Raw genomic sequence first — 19,608 nt, 5'->3', positions numbered from 1 at the left:
TTCGCGATATCCAGACCGATTATGCTAACTTCCGACACGGACGCCTCCTCTAGTGGTGTGACAACACCTCCACTATGGCACATCGATGCCGCCGGGGGGCGTCCACCCCATCACCCCAAAGCGGACAACCACCAACCCGACCCTATTGATACTCCACCGTCACCGGAATCCGGCCACGATAGTCGCCGTCGTCTATCCCCGCGATCTGGAGCCGGCCGCCGAAGCGGAACTGGAGCCGCCCGTCCGCGCCGAGCCGCGGGGCGGGAGCGAGGTTGGTGACAAGACCGGTGACGCGCGCGCTGCGGCCATGGTCGCCTTCGAGGTCTACCGTCGCGGGCAGGATCACGCGGACCTCGGCGCCGGGTTCGCCGCGCACGGTGACGACGCCGGTCACCGGAAAACCGCCAAGATCGACGATGGCGCCGCTGAGCCGCCGCGCGCCCGATGCGGGGTCGAGTTCGACCGCACCGCCCATCGCGCCAACCGCGACGCGGCTGAAGTCGAGCTGGGTTTCGATATCGACGCGCAGCGGGGTTTCGCTTTTGCGAGTCGCCGCCGCGCCGCCCGCCGCGTCCTGCGCGCAGAGCTGGCACTGCGCGACCGCCGTCGCAGGACAGGCGAGGAGCAGGCCAAGACCAAGGAAAAGGCGCAGTTTCACCCCCTCTCCTTAGCATCACCATGGTTAATCCACCGTAAAGCACGCGAAGCGCTTATCGACTGGCCCGCCCCCCCCCTTTTGAGCCAAGGTGTAGCATGACCATCAAGCCACCCGCCGCCTGGCTGAACGCCCTCGCCACCGCGGTGCCCGGGCACGACATCCACCAAAGCTTCATCGACTGGGCCGCGCCGCGCATCGCCGACGAGCGGATGCGCGCGATCTTTGCCCGTATGGCGGCACGATCGGGGATCGAGCATCGCTGGTCGGTGCTGCCCCCGGCACCCGGCGGCGGATCGCTGATCGCGCCGGGCGGTTTTTATGGCGATCCCGACCTGCCCCCGACCTCGGCGCGGATGGCCGCCTATGCCGAAGAGGCCCCCAATCTCGTCATGGCGGCGATCGCCGCGCTCGGCGACGCCTTCGATCCCGCGCGCATCACCCATATCGTCGTGGCAAGCTGCACCGGCTTCGTCGCCCCCGGAATCGATCAGATAGTGGCGAAGCGGCTGGGCCTGTCGCCTACGGTCGAGCGCGTGCTGATCGGCTTCATGGGCTGTTACGCCGGGGTCACCGCGCTGCGCACCGCGCGGCATATCGTGCGGTCGGAGCCGGGCGCAGTCGTGCTGGTGGTGAGCGTCGAACTGTCGACCTTACATCTCGCGCACGCCGACGAGGCCGAACCGCTGTTGATGATGCTGCAATTCAGCGACGGCGCGGCGGCGGCGATCGTCTCCGCCGACGCGCAGGGCTTCGCGCTGGGCGTCGGCGCCAGCCTCGCGCTTGAGGACAGCGCCGACCTCATCCGCTGGGACATTGGCGACAGCGGCTTTGCGATGCAGCTGTCGGGCGAGGTTCCCGGCCGGCTGCGCGAGGCGCTGAGCCTCCCCGCGGTGCGCGAACAATTGTTCGGCGCGGGCGATCCGCCGCCTTTGCTCGCGGTCCACGCCGGCGGCCGATCGGTGCTCGACGCGGTCGAACATGCGCTGGAGCTTCCCCCGCACGCGCTCGCCGACAGCCGCGCGGTGCTCGCGCGCTTCGGCAATATGTCGTCGGCAACCATCCTGTTCGTGCTCGCCGACATGATGGCGCGCGGCGCGGCGGGCGACGGCGTCGCAATCGCATTCGGCCCCGGCCTCGCCGCCGAAGCGATCCGCTTCACCGCCCCCCAGGCAACATAGGAACATGAACCCCTTCGCCAGCCTTCGCGTGCCGATCGCGGCCGAGGAGGAAATGGACGCCGCCGAGCTGGCGCCCGCGCGCTACGCGCGCGTCCTCGCCGACCTGTCGCGGATCAACGCGCTGACGCTGGCGGCGCGGCCGACGCTGGGCTTTCTGGACCGGGTGCGCGCGCGCGGTATCGGCGACCGGCCGTGGCGCATCCTCGACGTCGGTTTCGGCAGCGGCGACATGCTCGCACGGATCGCGCGCTGGGGCGACCGGCGCGGGGTCGCGCTCGATCTGGTCGGCGTCGACCTCAACCCCAAAAGCGCGCCCATCGCCGAGGCGCGGCTGGGCGAGCGAGCGCGGCTGGTCACCGGCGATTATCGGGATCTGGCAGGGCAGGGGTGGGACATCATCCTCTCCAGCCTCGTCACCCATCATATGAGCGCCGCCGAACGCACTACTTTTCTGCGCTTCATGGAGGCGGAGAGCGCGCGCGGCTGGCTGATTAACGACCTGCATCGCCAGCGCCTGCCCTTCGCCGGATATCCGCTGCTGGCAACGCTCGCGCTGGTCGATCCGATCGTCCGCCGCGACGGGCAGCTTTCGGTGGGGCGCAGTTTCCGCCGCGCCGAATGGCAGGCGATGCTGGCCGATGCGCTGCCCGAAAGCGCCGGGGCGGTCCGCATCTTTCGCAGCTTTCCTTATCGGCTGTGCGTCGAGCGCATCCGGTGAAACCCGACGCGATCGTCGTTGGCGCCGGTCCCGCCGGGGCGGCCGCGGCGATCGGCCTCGCGCGGGCCGGGGCGAAGATAGTGCTGCTCGAACGCGCGCGCGAAACCGGCGATGCGCTGTGCGGCGGGTTCCTGAGCTGGCAGTCGCTCGCGCGGATCGAGGCGCTGGGGATCGCGCCCGACACCCTCGGCGGGCAGATGATCCGGTCGGTGCGGCTCTTCGCGGGAAAACGGCGGAGCGAAACCGCCCTGCCCAAAGCCGCGATGGCGATATCGCGTCATCGGCTCGACACCCTATTGCAGGCGGCCGCCGTCGCAGCAGGGGCGGGGCTGGAGCGCGGGGTCCATGCGACGGCGATCGAAAGCGGCGCGGTGCAAACGCGCGACGGCGCCACCCTGTCCGCGTCTTCGCTGTTTCTCGCCGCCGGCAAGCATGGCTTTCGGGGATTTCCGCGCGAGCCGGCGGCATGGCAACAGCGCGATCCGGTGATGGGATTGCGGCTGCGCCTGCCACCGGGCGCCGCGCTCGACCGGCTGGTCGGCGATGCGGTCGAGCTTCACCTGTTCGACCACGGCTATGCGGGGCTCGTGCGGCAGGAAGGCGGCAGCGCGAACCTGTGCCTCGCGGTCCACAAATCGCGGCTCGATGCGACGGGCGGCCAGCCTGCCGCGCTGCTGCGCGCACTCGGCGACGCGCACCCCATGCTCGGCGAACGGCTCGCGCATGCCGATTGGGGACCGAATATCGATGCGATCGGCCATGTCCCCTATGGCTGGCGCGCCCACGATACGACGCGCGGCCTGTTCCGGCTGGGCGATCAGGCGGGGGTGATCCCGAGTCTCGCGGGCGAGGGAATGGGGCTGGCGCTCGCGAGCGCCGAGGCCGCGGTGACGGCATGGCGCCACAAGGGCGCAGACGCCGCGCCCGATTTTCAGCATCGGCTCGCGGCGCGGATGCGGCGCCCCTTCGCCATCGCCAATCTGGTCTGGCGCGCGGGCGAAAATCCGCTGACCGCTGGCGTCGTGACGTCAGCTTCGGCGCGCCTGCCCGCGCTGGTGCGCTGGGTTTCGGAAGCCACGCGCATCCGGGGCGGCTGAGCCGCGCCCCCTTGCGGCAAGCTGGTTTCGGTCCGATATTGGGCGCAACATATCACCCTCCCCCCAGGAGCTATCCGCATGACCGAACCCAAGACCGATCTCGACCCGATGGCGCATCATGTGCTGCGCGAAGGCGGCACCGAGCGCGCCTTCACCGGCAAATATACCGATCACAAGGGCGACGGCATGTATCGCTGCGCCGGATGCGGCGCACCCCTGTTCGACAGCCGCACCAAATATGACAGCGGATCGGGCTGGCCGAGCTATACCGCCCCCGCCGCCGATGCCGCGGTCGCCGAACTGACCGACAGCAGCCACGGCATGGTCCGCACCGAAGTGCGCTGTGCTTCATGCGAAGGCCACCTCGGCCATGTCTTCCCCGATGGCCCCGGGCCGACGGGGCTGCGCTATTGCATCAACAGCGCGGCGCTTGACTTCGAGGGGCGCGCACCGGAAGAGGCGAAGACGGGCGAAGGCTGAACCACGGCTTTCGCGGGGTTGACGCATCAGGGGCGCAATCAGGGCCAGTCCCTTAAGGTAAGGAATACGGGCTTTGCGCCGCGAACGACAGCAAGCATCGTCGGGAAAATCGCCATCATCGGGTAAAGGACGGGGATCGCCGGGTTCGGCCACGCCCTCGCGCTGGCGCGTCTGGTTCCGGCGGCTCTTCCGCTGGGGCATCGGCCTCGCCATCGTCGGCCTGATCGCGCTGGGTATCGCGGTCGGCATCGCCGTGCAGCGCATGCCGAGCTTCGAAGAGCTCAAGAAATCGCCCGCCGGGCAGACGATCCGCCTCCGCGCCGCCGACGGCACGGTATTCCTGTCGCTCGGCCCCAATTACGGCCGCTGGCTGAGCCTGAGCGAAACCCCGCAGGTGATGCAGGATGCGATGGTCGCGGTCGAGGACCGGCGTTTCCGTTATCATCCAGGGGTCGACCCCGTCGGCATGGCCCGGGCCGCTGCGGTCGCCGCCCAAAATTATGGCAGCGGACGGCGCATGCAGGGCGCATCGACGATCACCCAGCAGCTCGCGCGCAACATCTTCCTGTCGAACAGCTATACCTGGACGCGCAAGCTGCGCGAGGCCGTGCTGGCGATGGCGCTCGAATGGAAATTCTCGAAGGACGAACTGCTCGAGCTTTATCTGAACAAGGTCTATTTCGGCGGCGGCAGCTATGGCATCGACGCCGCGTCGAACAGCTTCTTCGGCCATAGCGCGACCCAGATGTCGCTGTCCGAAGCCGCCGTCGTCGCCGGGCTGGTCAAGGCACCCTCGCGCTATTCACCGACCGCCGATGCGCAGGCCGCGCTCGGCCGCGCCGGCGTCGTGCTCGACGTGATGGTCGATGCCGGGGTGATCACCCGCGCGCAGGCCGACAGCGCCGAACCCGCCAATGTTCAGCTCGCCAAGGAAACCGGCCAGAATAGCGCGCGCTATTTCACCGACTGGGCGCTGCCGCAGCTCGACATGCTGATCGACGAGGGCGCCGAAGCGCTCGACGTCTACACAACGATCGACCTGGGTATGCAGCGCGCGGCGACCGCCTCGATCCAGGCCAATACGCCAAAGGGCGTGCAGGGCGCGCTCGTCTCGCTCGACCGCGACGGCGCGGTGCGCGCGATGGTCGGCGGCACCGACTATGTCACTTCCAACTATAATCGCGCGACACAGGCGCTGCGCCAGCCGGGCTCGGCATGGAAATTATTCGTCTATATGGCTGCACTCGAGGCGGGGCATAAGGTCGATGATCAGGTCGTCGACGAACCGGTGACGATCAATGGCTGGAGCCCACGCAACTCGTCGGGACGTTTTTCCGGCGCGATCAGCCTGCGCACGGCGTTCGCCTATTCGGTCAACACCGTCGCGGCGAAGCTCGGCGACGAGGTCGGTTTTTCCTCGGTCGCCAATATGGCGCGCCGCTTCGGCATCACCACCCCGATCAACACCCAGCCGTCGATGGTGCTGGGCAGCGCCGAGACGCGGGTGATCGACATGACCGCCGCCTTTGCCGCCGTGTCGCGCAAGGGCGTGTCGGTGCAACCCTATGGCATCACCAAGGTCACGACCGCCGACGGCGGCCTGCTCTATCAGCGTCCCGCGACAGGCGGACAGGTTCTGGTCGATAGCTGGGTCGCCGCAGGGATCACCGACCTGCTCCAGACCGCCGTGGCCACCGGCACCGGCAGGGCGGCACAGATCGGTCGCCCCGTCGCGGGCAAGACCGGTACGACATCGAGCAACAAGGATGGCTGGTTCCTCGGCTTTTCGAGCGGCATCACCACCGGCGTCTGGATGGGCCGCGACGATGCGAAGCCCGTCGGCGGGCTGCAGGGCGGCCGCGCCCCGGCGAAGGCCTTTGCCGATTATATGCGCGTCGCAGTCGCCCGCCGCCCGGTCGAAGCCTTTGATACCGAGGTCAAATTGCCCGAATGGCAGCTGGAAGAAGAAGGCGACGCCTATTTCGGCGCGCCCGAGGATGGCGCACTGGTCGATGAAAATGGCATGCCGATCGAGCTGCCTGCGACCGCTCCGGTTCCCGACGCCGACCCCGCCGCCCCGCCGCCGCCGTCCGAAACGCCCGACGACGGCCCGGTGCTCAACCAGCAATGGATCGAGGAACAGACCGGCCGCCGCGCGCAGGGCGACAATGGCGGACAGACCAAGGCGCCTTCCGGGCCCAAGATCGTTGCGCCGCCAGCAGTAAGAGCGCCGGCCCAAAGGACGCCGCAAGGCGATAATGATTAGGGATCAGGCCGCGAAGCGATAGCGGTGCAGGCCGCGCCCCTCGCGGCGCAGCCAGCCCCGCGCTGCGGCGACATCGCCGTCGTGCAATTCATCGACCAGCGCGTGAAAGTCGGGGCCATGGTCCATGTGGCGCAGATGCGCGACCTCGTGCGCGACGGTCGCGCGGCGGACGTGCGCGGGCGCCATCACCAGCCGCCAGCTATAGCGCAGGTCGCCGGTCGCGGTGCAGCTGCCCCACCGACTGCGCGGATCGCCGATCCCGACGCGCCCGAGGGTCAGCCCCGCCGCCGCCGCAATCTCGCGGCTCTCGCGCTCCATCAGTTCGAGCGCCTGTGCCTTCAGCCAGCGCTCGATGCGCCGCCCGATCGTTTCGGCCGGACCGCCGAGCGACAGGCGATCGTCGCTCAGCCGGACGGTGCGCGGCGCCGACGGCGTCCATTCGATATGGCGGTCGATCCCGAACAGCGGCACCGCCGCGCCGGGGCCGACGATCACCGGGACGGCGGCCTTCCCGACCTGTTCGACCAGCCACTCCTGTTGCTCGGCCGCCCATTTGAGTGCGCGCGCGGCGCTGGCGCGGCGCGGCAGGGTCAGCCGAAGCTCGCCGCGCGCCGAATCGAAGACCAGCCGATAGCGCCGCGACTGGGCGTGATGGACCAGCCGCACCGGCCACGGATCGTCGCCGACCCGGATATGCGGGCCATCGGGCGCGAAGTCAGACGATGCGTTCGACAAGATGATTCTCGAGCGGGCCGGCGACATCCTCGCTGACCGTCCAGCCGACGATCGATTCGCCGGCGCGGTGCACCGCCTCGCGGTCGCCACACACCAGATAATGCCAGTCGGGAAGTGGGCGATCCTCGGCGCGCAGGCGATAGGCGCAGCTTTGCGGCAGCCATTCGATGTCATAGACCTTCGACTTGGTCAGCGTCAGGCAGTCGGGGACGTGGCGGCGGCGATGCTTGTAATCGCCGCAACGCGCGGTGGTGAGGTCGAGCAGGCGGCAGGCGACATTGGTCGGATAGATGCGGCCCGTGTCCTCATCCTCGATCTTGTGCAGGCAGCATTTGCCGCAGCCGTCGCACAGCGCTTCCCACTCGCCGGCGTCGAGGCTGGCGAGCGGCGCTTCCCAAAAGGGGCGCTCGCTCGCCCGGCCGGGCGTCATTTCACCCACTTCGCCAACTCGGCGGCGACCGCGGCGGGCGCGCCCTCATCTTTTTCGGTCGACGGATCGTCGAGCGGCAGCAGCGCGATTGGCGTGCCATCGGGGCTCATCAAAAAGGCGAGTTGGCTATGCGCCATCAAATAACGGTCGGGCGCCGACCCATCGACCTTGTGATAGGTCACGACATAGGCCTTCGCCGCCGCGGCGATTTGTTCGGGGGTGCCGGTCAGGCCAAGCAGGCGCGGATGATAGCGGGCGACGAAGGGCTTCAGCGCCGCAGGCGTATCGCGCGCCGGATCGACGGTGATGAACAGCGGCGTGACCTTGGCGCCGCGCGCCGCATCTTCCTTTTCGAACTGCGCCAGCCCGCGCATCAATTTCTGCAGATCCACCGGGCAGATGTCGGGGCAAAAGCTGTAGCCGAAATAAATGAGGCGATATTGGCCCGCGAAATCCGTGTCGCTGACGCTCTTGCCATTTTGGTCGGTCAGGGTGAACGGACCGCCAATCCGCGCGCCTTCCAGCGGCGGGCGGGCATCGGTCGGGGTCGCCGCGGGGCCGTTGCAACCGGTGAGCGCCACACCAAGAATCAGCAGCAGGCTTGAACGGGCGAGCTTTTGCCCCATAATTGCGATATTCATCATGCGGCCAGCCTTGGTCGGCTGGCCGCCGAAAATCAACCTTTGTCGTCGCCGATCGCGGCGCACATGCTCCAGGATCGCCCGACTATGTTTCGACGCGCTGAAATTCGCCTCGCCTCCTTCCTTCTCGCCATCGCGATGGCGGCGGGTGCCGGAAGCGTCGTCCCCGCGCAGGCGCAGTTCCGCGGCGGCTATGCCTTTTTGCAGGCGGTCGAGAATCGCGACGGGACCAAGGCGACCGACGCGCTGAAGGATGATGAGACGCTGGTCAACACGCGCCACCCCGAAAATGGCGAGACCGCGCTGATCATCGTCACCAAGCGGCGCGACATCAGCTGGCTGCGCTTCCTGATCAGCAAGGGCGCCGACCCGGCGATCGGCGACCGCCAGGGCATGACCCCGCTGATGCACGCCGCGCTGCTCAATTTCGCCGACGGCGCCCAGGATTTGCTCGACCGCAAACCGCCCGTCGACCAGACCAACCGGCGCGGCGAAACCGCGCTGATCCTCGCGGTCCAGTCGAAGAACGCCGCGATGGTCCGCCTGCTCGTCCGCAGCGGCGCCAATCCCGACAGGGCCGACCATATCGCCGGCATGTCGGCGCGCGACTATGCCAAGCGCGACGACCGCACCGGACAGCTGATCGCGCTGCTCGATGCCAAGGCCGACGCGGCGCCGACGCGCGATTTCGGACCGACGTTCGGACCCAATTGATCGGGCCCCAATCGCGCAATGTGATATCCTGATTGACAATCACATTACAGTGTGAGACATGAGTCGCATGTCCACACAGCTCATCGACCGTATCCGTGCCATCGTCGACGACGGGACCATGTCCCGTTCCGGCCTGGCGCGTGCAGCGGGCCTTCACGCCAACAGCCTGCGCGATCTGGAATCGCCCGGCTGGAACCCCACCGCCGACACGCTGCGCAAGCTGGAAAACTGGCTCGCGCACGGCAGCGACCTGTCGCCGATGGCCACCCCCGAAGAAATTATCGCCGAAGCGCGCAACGGCCGGATGTTCATCCTCGTCGATGACGAGGATCGCGAAAATGAGGGCGATCTGGTCATCCCGGCACAGATGGCGACCCCCGACGCGATCAATTTCATGGTCACCCACGGCCGCGGCCTCGTCTGCCTGACGCTGACCCGGCACCGCGTAGAGGAATTGGGGCTCGAATTGATGAGCCGCAACAATGGCACGCGGCACGAAACCGCCTTCACCACCTCGATCGAGGCACGCGAAGGCGTCACCACCGGCATTTCGGCGGGCGACCGCGCGCGCACCGTGTCGGTCGCGATCGACGGCGGCAAGACCCGCGACGACATCGTCACCCCCGGTCACATTTTCCCCCTGATCGCGCGCGACGGCGGCGTCCTCGTTCGTGCGGGTCATACCGAGGCGGCGGTCGACATCAGTCGGCTCGCCGGGCTCAACCCGTCGGGGGTGATCTGCGAGATCATGAACGACGACGGGACGATGGCGCGGCTCGACGACCTCGTCCCCTTCGCGCGGCGCCACGGGCTGAAGATCGGCACCATCGCCGACCTGATCGCCTATCGCCACCGCAACGACCGGCTGGTCGAATGCGTGTCGGACGAGCCGTTCGAGTCGGATTATGGCGGCGAATGGCGGCTGAAATCCTATCGCAACAAGATCGACGGCACCGTCAATCTGGTACTGCAAAAGGGCGCGGTCGACCCCGCCGGCGTCACCCTGGTCCGTATGCATCCGGTGTCGATCTTTGACGACATCATGGGCCAGCCCGGTCCGAAGAAGCGCCGCCTGCAACGCTCGATGGAGGCCGTCGGCGAAGCCGGTGCCGGCGTCATCGTGATGCTGATGCGGCCGCTGCCGGGCTCCGCCGCGGCCGAAGCCGTCCCCCCGCCGTCGGGCGGCATGGACCTTCGCACCTATGGCATCGGCGCACAGATTCTCGCCGACCTCGGCGTCCATGCGATGGAACTGCTGACCCCGTCGCACACCAATATCGTCGGGCTGGAAGGCTATGGCCTGTCGGTCGTCGGCGAACGCTCCATCCCCGGGGAGGCCGAATAATGGCACATGTCCTGATCGCGGAAGCCCGCTTCTATTCTCACCTCAACGACATGCTGCTCGACGGCGTGCGCAGCGCGCTCGAGGCCGAGGGGCATAGCCATGAGACGGTGACCGTCCCCGGCGCGCTTGAGCTTCCCGCCGCCATCGCGCTCGCCGCCGAAAGCGAGCGTTACAGCGCCTATGTCGCACTCGGCGTCGTCATTCGCGGCGAAACCTATCATTTCGAAGTCGTGTCGAACGAAAGTGCGCGCGGCATCATGGCGCTGACCCTCGACGGGCTGGCCATCGGGAACGGCATCCTCACCGTCGAGGATGAAGAACAGGCGCTTGCGCGCGCCGACAAGACGCGCAAGGATAAGGGCGGCGAAGCGGCGAAGGCCGCGCTCGCCATGCTGGCCCTGAAGGAACAATTCGGCATTGGTTGATCGCCCACCCCCCAGCCGTTTTTCCGTCGTCGAGCGCGGCGGGCGGCTGGTGGTGATCGACAAACAGACCGGCCAGACCCCGCCAACGGCGGCCGAACGCATGGCCGTTCATGATCGCAAATCGGGCGTCGAGCCCATCCGGCCCGCCAAGCCCGCCGCGGCAGCCGACATGTCCGCCGCAGCGCGCAGCGAATCGGGGCTGAGCGCGCGGCGGGCACCGACACAACAAAAGGCTACGCCAGTGGCCACGCCGGCAAGGCCCGGAAAACAACCGTGGAGCCAGTCGCCGACCGACCGGCCAGCCCTGAAATCCGAACCCGCCCCCGCGCGAACGCCCCGCCGCCCGGCACCGCAAACCGGCGGCGCGCGCAAGACGATCGTCACTGGAAAATGGTGGGACGCCAAGGGTCCGCGCACGATCGAGCTGGGGCCCAAAGGGCAGGCAAAGCTGAGCAGCGGCTTTATGACCCTCTTCATCGTCGCGCTGATCGCCGCGGTCGTGGCGCTGGTGATCGAACCGCTGCTGCTCTTCGTCGGTGCGTTCCTGCTGTTCCAGTTCGGCGGCAAGATATTGGGGCCGATCGGCGCGAGCTTCGTCGACAAGGCGCTGGCCGAGAAGGGCTAGCCCAAACCAATCCTCCCTGTGGCGAAGCCATGGGGAGGTGGCAGCGCGAAGCGCTGACGGAGGGGCTTTGGCGCTAGCGTTGCAGCCCCTCCACCACGCCCTCCGGGCGCGGTCCCCCTCCCCATCGCTTTGCGACGGGGAGGATAGAGACCGGCTTACGCCTCAACCAAAGCCGGATAGTCGGTGTAGCCGACTGGCCCCGGCGCATACCAGGTCTGCGGATTGTCGGCGGCCCATTCAGCCCCATGCTTGATCCGCTCGACCAGATCGGGATTGCCGATGAACGGACGGCCAAAGGCGATCGCATCGGCGAGCCCGCTGGCAAGCGCCGCTTCGGCCTGCGCGACGTCATAGTCGCTGTTGAGGATCAGCGGCCCCTTGAACGCCTGACGGATCGCCGGCGACTGCTTGGGCACATCGGTTTTGCCGAAAGTGCCGTCGGGGCCGGGTTCGCGCAGCTCGAGGAAGCCGATGCCCAGCGCATCGAGCGCCGCGGCCGCGACCGGGAACAGTTTCTCGGGCGCGCTGTCGTCGACACCCTGCGTCTCGCCATTGGGCGACAGGCGGACCGACACGCGATCCTTGCCCCACACCCCGATCAGCGCTTCGGTGACTTCGCGGAGCAGGCGAATCCGGTTTTCGACCGAGCCCCCATAATCATCGTCGCGCAAATTGCTGCCGTCGCGCAGAAACTGGTCGATCAGATAGCCGTTGGCGCCGTGGAGCTGCACCCCGTCGAACCCGGCGCGTTTCGCATTTTCGGCGGCTTTGACATAATCGCCGATCACGCGCGGAATTTCATCGAGGTTCAGCGGCCGCGCCACTTCATATTCGAACCGGCCCGCCGGGGTGTGCGCCTTGCCGGGCGCCTGCGTCGCTGATGCCGACACCGGCGGCTTGCCATCGTTGAACACCGAATGGACGACACGGCCCATGTGCCAGAGCTGCGCGACGATGCGCCCGCCGGCGCCGTGTACCGCCTCGGTCACCGGCTTCCAGCCCTCGACCTGCGCATCGGTCCACAGACCCGGCGCCGAAGGCCAGCCGAGCCCTTCCTGCGAAATGCCGGTGGCTTCCGAAATGATCAGCCCCGCCGAGGCGCGCTGGCGATAATATTCACGCGCCAGTTCATTGGGGACAAAGCCCGGCCCGGCGCGGCCGCGCGTCAGCGGGGCCATGATGATGCGGTTCGGCGCCGCGATGGCGCCCAGCGAAATCGGATCGAACAGTGATATCGTCATAGTAACTCCATAGGAGACTTTCCCCGCGACGTCCCGAACGGGCGCCGCTATGTGCCCCAAAGCTATGGACGCTCCACCCCCGGGGCAACAGTGGGTAGCAAAAGAAAATCTATATGACGACCAAGGATCAGGGCTTTGACGCTGTGGGCGTCGCGCCATCGACCGGTGCGAGTCGCTGGGCCTTTGCCGCTTTGCTTGGCGGCAATGTCGCGCTGGCGGTGGGAGCAGTTTTCGTGCGGCTGGCAGACACCGGCCCGATCGCGTCGGCCTTCTGGCGCATGGCGCTCGCGCTGCCGGTGCTGGCCTTTTTCGCCTGGCGCGAAAGCGGCGGGCGCGCACCGCCACGCGGTTCGATCCTTGTCGCCGTCGGCGCGGGCCTCTTCTTCGCGCTCGACCTGATGGCCTGGCACCTCGGCATCCTCCAGACCAAGGTCGCCAATGCGACCCTGTTCGGCAATTGCACCAGCCTGCTGCTCGTGATCTGGGGCATCGTCCAGATGCGCCAATGGCCGCGCGGCTGGCAGGCTATCGCCATCATATTGGCGTTCGCAGGATCGGCGATCCTGATGGGGCAAAGCTATGAATTGTCGCCCGCCTATCTGGCCGGCGACCTGCTCAGCCTGCTCGCGGGCCTCCTTTACACCGGCTATGTCCTGATGATGCAGCGCGTGCGCGGCACGCTGGGGCCATGGACCGCGCTCAGCCTGTCGTCGGCCGCCTGCGTCCCGCTCTTGCTCGGAACCGCGCTCGTCCTCGGCGAAGTCGTGATGCCGCACAACTGGACGCCGATCATCATGCTCGCCATCACCAGCCAGATTATCGGTCAGGGGCTGCTGATCTGGGCGCTGCCGCGCTTCTCACCGCTGGTCGTCGGGCTGACCCTGCTCGTCCAGCCTGCGGTCGCAGCGCTCGCCGGCTGGTGGGCGTTCGGCGAACTGCTCGGGCCGATCGACATTTTCGGCGGGATGATGGTCGGCGCGGCGCTGGTGTTGATTCGGTTGCCGAGCCGCCGCGCACAGCCTATCTGACACGCATGGCTTCGATCCTTCCCGCCGACCCGACCCTCGACGAAATCCGCGCCGCGCTGGCGCCGCTGATTGCGGCGGGCGCCGCCTTCGACGGCTTCGGCACCGCGGCGCTTGAGGATGCCGCCGGGCGGCTGCGAATCGACGCCGATGTCGCGCGGCTCGCCTTTCCCGGTGGCGGCCGCGATATGGTCGATGCCTGGTTCGCGGACATTGACGCCGCGATGGCCGAACGCTGTCCCGCCGAAAAACTCGCCGAACTCAAGATCCGCCAGCGTATCCTGACGTTGGTCGAAACGCGGATCGACCTGCTCGCGAACAGCCGCGAATCGCTGCGCCGCGCGCTCGCCCTGCTTGCGCTGCCGACCAACGCGCCGCACGCCGCCAAGCTCGGCTGGCGCGCCGCCGACCTGATGTGGCGGCTCGCCGGCGACACCGCAACCGACTATAATCATTACAGCAAACGCGCGATCCTCGGCACCGTCTACGCCTCGACGATGGCGGTGTTCCTGAATGACGAGAGCGAGAATTTCGCCGACACCCGCGCCTTCCTCGCGCGCCGCATCGACGCGGTGATGCGCTTCGAAAGCTGGAAGCATCGCCGCGCGTCGCGCAGCATCGAACGTCCCAGCCTCGCGCGCTTCATCGGGCGGCTGCGCTATCCCGGACGGTAATCATAAATTACAAAGCAGGGCTGGCGCTCCCCCGCTGTTATTGATAATCGCTCGCAAATGACTGCTTTGCTTGATAAGGCGCCGCTGGGCGTCGCGGTGCGGATCGCCCGCATTAATTGGGATGCCATGTCGCACGACGAAGGACGGCGCCTGCGCGAATTCGGCCTGATGGAAGGGTGCGAAGTCACCCCGCTGCATCGCGGCAGCATTTTCTCGCGCGATCCGCTCGCGCTGACCATCGGACGCATGAAAGTGATCATCCGCGCACGCCAGGCCGCAGTCATCGAAGTGGAACCGACAGCATGACCGGCGCCATCCCCTCGATCGCGCTCGTCGGCAATCCCAATGCCGGCAAGTCGAGCCTGTTCAACGCACTGACCGGTGCGCGGCAAAAGATCGCCAATTATCCCGGCGTCACCGTCGAGCGGAAGGCGGGGCATTCCAGCTTCGCCGACGGCCGGCCGATCTCGCTGATCGACCTTCCCGGTACCTACAGCCTGACCCCGTCGAGCCTCGACGAGGCGGTGACGCGCGACGTCATCCTCGGCCAGCGCGAGGGCGAGAAGCGCCCCGATGCGCTGGTCGTCGTGGTCGACGCCGCGAACCTCGACAATCATCTGTGTTTCGCGCTCGAACTGCTCGCACTCGATCTGCCGACCGTCATCGCACTCAACATGGTCGACCTTGCCGAGCGCGATGGCTTGACCCTCGACGCCGCACGCCTGTCGAAGGAACTCGGCGTGCCCGTCGTGCCGACCGTCGCAGTGCGCAAGCGCGGCCTGACCGAGCTGCTCGCCGCGGTCGATGCCGCGATCCTGGCGCATCCGGTGCGCGGCGCCGCCGCGCCCGCCGAAGCCAATGACGAATCGCTGCACGCACGCGCCCGCACGCTGGCACGCGCGGCGATCCTCCAGGAAACGCCGGTGCGGCGCTGGACCCAGCGCGTCGACAATATCGTGCTGCATCCGGTCGCCGGGCTCGTCATCCTGCTCGCGCTGATGTTCATCATGTTCCAGGCGGTCTATGCCGCCGCCGAGGCCCCCGCGGACTTCCTCGAGGGCGGGATCGGCGTGATCCAGCAATGGGTGGTCGCGACCTTCCCCGACAATTTCCTGCGCGGGCTGGTCGTCGAAGGCCTGCTCGCGGGCGTCGGCGCGGTCGTCGTCTTCCTGCCGCAGATTCTGATCCTCTTCCTCTTCATCCTGCTGCTCGAGGCGTCGGGCTATATGACCCGCGCCGCCTTCCTGATGGACGGGCTGATGGGCAAGGTCGGCCTGTCAGGGCGCGGCTTCATCCCGCTGTTGTCGAGCTTCGCCTGCGCGGTCCCCGGCATCATGGCGACGCGCGCGATCCCCGATGAAAAGGACCGGCTGACGACGATCCTGATTGCGCCGCTGATGACCTGTTCGGCGCGACTTCCGGTCTATGCGCTGATCATCGCCGCCTTCATCCCCAACCAGACCGTCGGCGGATCGCCGGTCGGGCTGCAAGGGCTGGTGCTCTTCGGCCTCTATCTGTCGGGGATCGTCGGCGCGCTCCTCGTCGCCGTCGTCCTGCGCCGCACCGTGGCCAAGGGCGCCGCGGCGGGCTTCATGATGGAAATGCCGCGATACCAGATGCCGCGGCTGCGCGACATTGCGATCGGCCTGTGGCAGCGCGCCTGGATCTTCCTGCGCCGCGCCGGAACGATCATCGCGATGACCACCGTCGTCCTGTGGTTGCTGCTCACCTTCCCGCAGGCACCCGAGGGCGAAAGCCAGGTCGAATATAGCATCGCCGGCCGCATCGCGAGCGGGCTGGAAGTCGTCGTCAAACCCATCGGTTTCAACCACGACATAGCGCTCGCGCTGATCCCCGCCATGGCGGCGCGCGAGGTCGCGGTGTCGGCGATGGCGACGGCCAATGCGATCGACGCGGGCGATGACGAGGAAGCGATGGCGCAATCGCTCGGCGACCGCCTCCAGGGCAAATGGAGCATTGCCACCGCGCTCGCTTTCCTCGCCTGGTTCGTCTTTGCCCCGCAGTGCATTTCGACGATCGCGATCACCCGGCGCGAGACCAATGGGTGGAAATGGCCCATGTTCATGGTTGGCTATTTGTTCGCGCTGGCCTATGCCGCTGCTGGTATCACTTACTGGACAGCCGTCGCCTTTGGCCTTGGCTGATCCCCCATCTCAATAGCGGAGCGGAGCGGCGATGGCTGGCAGCGTCAACAAGGTAATTTTGATCGGCAACCTGGGCGCCGATCCCGAAATCAAGTCCTTCCAGAACGGCGGCAAGATCGCGAATCTCCGCATCGCGACGTCCGAACAGTGGAAGGACCGGATGACCGGCGAGCGCAAGGAGCGCACCGAATGGCACCAGGTCGTCATCAATGGCGAAGGGCTGGTCGGGGTCGTCGAACGCTTTCTGAAAAAGGGTAGCAAAGTCTATATCGAAGGCTCGCTTCGCACCCGCAAATGGCAGGACCGCGACGGTAACGACAAATATACGACCGAGATCGTGATCGCGGGCATGGGCGGCACGCTGACCATGCTCGACGGCGCCCCCGGCGGCGGCGGCGGCGGCGGTTCGCGCGGCGGCGGCAGCGGCGGCGGCGATGACTGGAGCGGCGGCGCATCGGGCGGTGGCTCGGGCGGCGGCTGGAACCAGGGCGGCGGCGCTTCGTCGGGCGGCGGCGCTTCGAGCGGCGGCGGCTTTGGCGGCGGCGCGAGCGGTGGCGGCGGTGGCCGGCCGCCCTTCGACGACGATCTCGACGACGACGTTCCGTTCTGAGCATAAATCCAAACGCCCGCTTGCGCTGAGCCTGTCGAAGCGCCGTACTTGTCTTCTACGTTGCGGGAAGGAAGAACGGCCCTTTGACAGGCTCAGGGCGAGCGGTTTGGGGTGAGACTGTGGCTGGACTAGCTGGCGTCGGCGCCGAGACGGGAATCACCGCCGCCGATGTCGCGCGCGGCGTGTGCCGGTTGTTCGTGCAGCAAGGGCTGGTCGCCATCCCCGAAGTGCCGCTCCCCAACGGGCGCCGCACCGATCTCACCGCGATCGATGCCAAGGGCCGGATTACGATCGTCGAAATCAAGGTCAGCCGCGCCGACCTGCACGGCGACGGCAAATGGCCCGACTATTGCGACTGGTGCGACCATTTTTACTGGGCGCTCGCATCGGGGCTCGACCCCGCAATCCTCGAAACTCCCGATTACCGCCCCGAAACATCGGGACTGATCATCGCCGACCGCTATGGCGCGGCGGTGGTGCGCGAAGCCGCGAGCTGCGACCTCGCCCCGCCGCGGCGCAAGGCCGAATTGCTGCGGATCGGACGGCTGGCGATGCGGCGGTCGATGCTCGCGGCCGACCCGGAATTGGGGCTAGGGTAAAACGAGGGCTAGGCGCGGTCAGCGCGGTTCGGTGCGCTCGTAAAAATATACCCACGCGAGCAGCGCAGTTGAAAGTCCCGCCCAGAGGATCAGGCCGAGCCATAGCTCGGCGCCCATCAGCAATGGCATCGCGATCAGAACCAGTGCGAGCGCAGCCACCCCAAGTCCGGCGCGCAGATAGTTTTTCAGCGGGCGCGGGGTCTTCTCGACATGCGGAAGCGCAATAGCAAAGAGAATCAGCGCGGCGATCGAAGCGGCGGACAGCAGGTCGAAATCGCGGCGCGGGGAATAGAAAGCCGCTACCGCGACGACAACGCATATCCATGCCGCATAGCGCACCCACCCAAGTGGCAGGCGGGGGGCGTCCCCTGCCATCATCCCCGCGCCTGCATCCGCGCGAGATAACGCGCGAGAATATCAATCTCCAGATTGACCGGGCGCCCCGCCGCCGCCTCGTCGAGGGTCGTCATCGCCTGCGTGTGCGGGATGATGTTGAGCGTGAAATGCGCCTCGCCGCTTGGCTGGTCGGTCACGTCGTTGACCGTCAGCGAGACGCCGTCGACGGTGATCGAGCCCTTGGGCGCGATATGCGCCGCCAGCGTCGCGGGCGCGGCGATGGTGACGGTGACGCTGTCGCCGACCGGGACGACCGACACGACCTTGCCCACCGCATCGACATGACCCGTGACGATATGTCCGCCCAACTCGTCGCCGACCTTCAGCGCGCGTTCGAGGTTGAGGCGGCGGCCCGCATCCCACATGCCCGGCGCGGTGCAGGCCAGCGTTTCGGCGCTCGCATCGATCGCGAACCAGGGACCGGCCTCGTCGGCGCCCTTGTCGACGACGGTCAGGCACGCGCCCGAACAGGCGATCGACGCGCCAAGGTCGATCGTGCCCGTGTCATAGACGGTGCCGATGATCAGCCGCGTGTCGCCGCGATCCTCGCGGCTGCGGATGGTGCCAATGTCGGTGATGATGCCGGTGAACATATGGGGTGCTTATCCTTCTCTGACCCGCTCGTAGACGTCGAGCTGGTCGCTGCCAAGCTGGCGGCTGTCGGTGCGGCGCCAGCGCCCGTGCGCGTCGGCCAGATCGGTCAAACCCATGTCGCCAAGCGCGGGACGGCCGCCGCCAATCAGGATCGGCGCGCGATAGAGGAGCAGGCGGTCGGCGCGGTCGGCGGCTAGGAAAGCCGACGCCGCGCCGGCGCCGCCCTCGACCAGCACCGAATCGACACCGACCAGCGAATCGAGCGATTCGGGGGATGCCACGGCGGTCCAGCCTTCGGGCGCCGCGCCTCGCGTGAGGAGCAATCGCTGCGGGCTGCGCTGTTCCAGGCCCGCCAGCCGCACATCGAGCTTTGGCGCGTCGGCATCGAGCGTCCCCCGCCCGACGAGAATCGCCTGATGCCGCGCTCGCTCCAGATGACCATGCGCCCGCGCACGGTCACCGGTGATCCAGCGGCTCGTCCCGTCGGCGAGCGCGATGCAGCCATCAAGCGAGGTTGCGAGCTTCAGCGTCACAAACGCCCGCCCACGCGTGGCGCGCGACCACCAGGGCGCCATCGCCGCGCGTGCGTCAGCGGCCAGCACACCTTCGATCACTTCAAGCCCGGCGGCGCGCAGCCGCGCGATGCCTGCGCCATTGGTCCGCGGGTCCGGGTCCTGCACCGCGACGACGACGCGCGCGATGCCCGCCGCGATCAGCGCGTCGGTGCAGCAGTTTCCACGCGGGCTGGCGTGGGCGCAGGGTTCAAGGCTGACATAGGCGGTCGCCCCCCGCGCTGCATCGTCTGCGGCGGCGAGCGCCATCGCCTCGGCATGCGGGCGGCCGCCGTTCTGGGTCCAGCCGCGCCCGACGACACGGCCTTCGGAAATTATCACGCAACCAACATTGGGATTGGGTGCCGATGCCGGGCGGCCACGCTCCGACAACGCGATGGCGACGGCCATCCAGTCGGTGTCGGCGGGCGGGCGTTGCAT

At 67.6% G+C, this 19,608-nt stretch carries 23 protein-coding genes; 15 read left to right on the top strand and 8 right to left on the bottom strand.

Annotated elements, in window-relative coordinates:
* Positions 1-142: 142 nt before the first annotated feature.
* Positions 143-658 carry a DUF4402 domain-containing protein gene (locus CDQ91_RS16005; RefSeq protein WP_237246017.1) on the bottom strand — a complete coding sequence of 172 codons (516 nt, stop codon included), beginning with the start codon at positions 656-658 and terminating at the stop codon, positions 143-145.
* 95 nt (positions 659-753) lie between these two features.
* Between CDQ91_RS16005 and CDQ91_RS16000 the strand changes: the two genes are divergently transcribed.
* The 5 genes from CDQ91_RS16000 (at position 754) to CDQ91_RS15980 (ending at position 6,397) form a co-directional block, all read left to right on the top strand.
* The gene (locus CDQ91_RS16000; protein WP_088473712.1) at positions 754-1,836 is read left to right on the top strand and encodes a type III polyketide synthase; all 1,083 of its coding nucleotides are present in this window, start codon (positions 754-756) and stop codon (positions 1,834-1,836) included.
* Between the two features lie 4 nt (positions 1,837-1,840).
* Positions 1,841-2,554 carry a methyltransferase domain-containing protein gene (locus tag CDQ91_RS15995; protein ID WP_237246016.1) on the top strand — a complete coding sequence of 238 codons (714 nt, stop codon included), beginning with the start codon at positions 1,841-1,843 and terminating at the stop codon, positions 2,552-2,554.
* Positions 2,551-3,651, top strand: coding sequence for an NAD(P)/FAD-dependent oxidoreductase (locus CDQ91_RS15990; RefSeq protein WP_088473711.1), 1,101 nt, complete (start codon positions 2,551-2,553; stop codon positions 3,649-3,651). The genes CDQ91_RS15995 and CDQ91_RS15990 overlap by 4 nt, the downstream gene beginning before the upstream one ends.
* A gap of 78 nt (positions 3,652-3,729) precedes the next feature.
* Complete coding sequence (msrB, locus tag CDQ91_RS15985) at positions 3,730-4,131, top strand: peptide-methionine (R)-S-oxide reductase MsrB (protein ID WP_088473710.1); 402 nt, start codon at positions 3,730-3,732, stop codon at positions 4,129-4,131.
* Positions 4,132-4,204: 73 nt separating this feature from the next.
* A complete protein-coding gene (locus CDQ91_RS15980; protein WP_174688517.1) occupies positions 4,205-6,397 on the top strand; it encodes a transglycosylase domain-containing protein in 2,193 nt (730 codons plus the stop codon).
* A 3-nt stretch (positions 6,398-6,400) separates the two neighbouring features.
* Here the strand turns inward: CDQ91_RS15980 and CDQ91_RS15975 are convergent, their stop codons facing one another.
* From CDQ91_RS15975 to CDQ91_RS15965, 3 genes are read right to left on the bottom strand one after another with little or no spacing between them, the layout of a single operon-like run.
* Entirely contained in the window at positions 6,401-7,132 is a 732-nt protein-coding gene (locus CDQ91_RS15975; RefSeq protein WP_237246015.1) for a M48 family metallopeptidase, read from the bottom strand.
* The gene (locus CDQ91_RS15970) at positions 7,113-7,562 is read right to left on the bottom strand and encodes a YcgN family cysteine cluster protein (RefSeq protein ID WP_088473708.1); all 450 of its coding nucleotides are present in this window, start codon (positions 7,560-7,562) and stop codon (positions 7,113-7,115) included. The genes CDQ91_RS15975 and CDQ91_RS15970 overlap by 20 nt, the downstream gene beginning before the upstream one ends.
* The gene (locus tag CDQ91_RS15965; RefSeq protein ID WP_174688516.1) at positions 7,559-8,206 is read right to left on the bottom strand and encodes an SCO family protein; all 648 of its coding nucleotides are present in this window, start codon (positions 8,204-8,206) and stop codon (positions 7,559-7,561) included. The genes CDQ91_RS15970 and CDQ91_RS15965 overlap by 4 nt, the downstream gene beginning before the upstream one ends.
* Before the next feature lie 84 nt (positions 8,207-8,290).
* Here CDQ91_RS15965 and CDQ91_RS15960 point away from each other — a divergent pair, with 84 nt between their 5' ends.
* From CDQ91_RS15960 to CDQ91_RS15945, 4 genes are all read left to right on the top strand, one after another.
* Entirely contained in the window at positions 8,291-8,917 is a 627-nt protein-coding gene (locus CDQ91_RS15960; RefSeq protein WP_088473735.1) for an ankyrin repeat domain-containing protein, read from the top strand.
* Between the two features lie 67 nt (positions 8,918-8,984).
* A complete protein-coding gene (gene ribB / locus CDQ91_RS15955) occupies positions 8,985-10,262 on the top strand; it encodes a 3,4-dihydroxy-2-butanone-4-phosphate synthase (protein WP_088473707.1) in 1,278 nt (425 codons plus the stop codon).
* Positions 10,262-10,687, top strand: coding sequence for a 6,7-dimethyl-8-ribityllumazine synthase (gene ribH / locus CDQ91_RS15950; protein WP_088473706.1), 426 nt, complete (start codon positions 10,262-10,264; stop codon positions 10,685-10,687). The genes ribB and ribH overlap by 1 nt, the downstream gene beginning before the upstream one ends.
* Positions 10,680-11,312, top strand: a complete 633-nt coding sequence (locus CDQ91_RS15945; protein ID WP_088473705.1) for a hypothetical protein — start codon at positions 10,680-10,682, stop codon at positions 11,310-11,312. Before ribH ends, CDQ91_RS15945 begins: the two co-directional genes overlap by 8 nt.
* 155 nt (positions 11,313-11,467) lie before the next feature.
* Here CDQ91_RS15945 and CDQ91_RS15940 read toward each other — a convergent pair whose 3' ends face one another.
* A complete protein-coding gene (locus CDQ91_RS15940; protein ID WP_088473704.1) occupies positions 11,468-12,553 on the bottom strand; it encodes an alkene reductase in 1,086 nt (361 codons plus the stop codon).
* Positions 12,554-12,666: 113 nt separating this feature from the next.
* On the opposite strand from CDQ91_RS15940, the gene CDQ91_RS15935 reads away from it, so the two are divergent.
* From CDQ91_RS15935 to CDQ91_RS15910, 6 genes are all read left to right on the top strand, one after another.
* Complete coding sequence (locus CDQ91_RS15935; protein WP_088473703.1) at positions 12,667-13,581, top strand: DMT family transporter; 915 nt, start codon at positions 12,667-12,669, stop codon at positions 13,579-13,581.
* A 5-nt stretch (positions 13,582-13,586) separates the two neighbouring features.
* Positions 13,587-14,252, top strand: a complete 666-nt coding sequence (locus CDQ91_RS15930; protein ID WP_088473702.1) for a COQ9 family protein — start codon at positions 13,587-13,589, stop codon at positions 14,250-14,252.
* Between the two features lie 57 nt (positions 14,253-14,309).
* On the top strand, positions 14,310-14,558 hold the full coding sequence (locus tag CDQ91_RS15925) for a FeoA family protein (protein WP_088473701.1): 249 nt from the start codon (positions 14,310-14,312) through the stop codon (positions 14,556-14,558).
* Positions 14,555-16,417, top strand: coding sequence for a ferrous iron transporter B (gene feoB, locus CDQ91_RS15920; RefSeq protein ID WP_088473700.1), 1,863 nt, complete (start codon positions 14,555-14,557; stop codon positions 16,415-16,417). Before CDQ91_RS15925 ends, feoB begins: the two co-directional genes overlap by 4 nt.
* 31 nt (positions 16,418-16,448) lie before the next feature.
* Entirely contained in the window at positions 16,449-17,027 is a 579-nt protein-coding gene (ssb, locus tag CDQ91_RS15915; protein ID WP_088473699.1) for a single-stranded DNA-binding protein, read from the top strand.
* A gap of 119 nt (positions 17,028-17,146) precedes the next feature.
* A complete protein-coding gene (locus CDQ91_RS15910) occupies positions 17,147-17,626 on the top strand; it encodes an MmcB family DNA repair protein (protein ID WP_088473698.1) in 480 nt (159 codons plus the stop codon).
* Between the two features lie 18 nt (positions 17,627-17,644).
* Here CDQ91_RS15910 and CDQ91_RS15905 read toward each other — a convergent pair whose 3' ends face one another.
* The 3 genes from CDQ91_RS15905 to ribD are packed head-to-tail and all read right to left on the bottom strand — an operon-like array spanning position 17,645 to position 19,608.
* Positions 17,645-18,004 carry a hypothetical protein gene (locus tag CDQ91_RS15905; RefSeq protein WP_144036797.1) on the bottom strand — a complete coding sequence of 120 codons (360 nt, stop codon included), beginning with the start codon at positions 18,002-18,004 and terminating at the stop codon, positions 17,645-17,647.
* Positions 18,001-18,615 (bottom strand): riboflavin synthase, encoded by a 615-nt coding sequence (locus CDQ91_RS15900; RefSeq protein WP_088473696.1) that lies wholly within the window; start codon positions 18,613-18,615, stop codon positions 18,001-18,003. Before CDQ91_RS15900 ends, CDQ91_RS15905 begins: the two co-directional genes overlap by 4 nt.
* 9 nt (positions 18,616-18,624) lie before the next feature.
* Positions 18,625-19,608 (bottom strand): bifunctional diaminohydroxyphosphoribosylaminopyrimidine deaminase/5-amino-6-(5-phosphoribosylamino)uracil reductase RibD, encoded by a 984-nt coding sequence (gene ribD / locus CDQ91_RS15895; RefSeq protein WP_237246014.1) that lies wholly within the window; start codon positions 19,606-19,608, stop codon positions 18,625-18,627.

Source organism: Sphingopyxis witflariensis (genome assembly GCF_002205635.1).
Lineage (GTDB): Bacteria > Pseudomonadota > Alphaproteobacteria > Sphingomonadales > Sphingomonadaceae > Sphingopyxis > Sphingopyxis witflariensis.
This window is presented reverse-complemented; position numbering and strand designations above follow the sequence as displayed.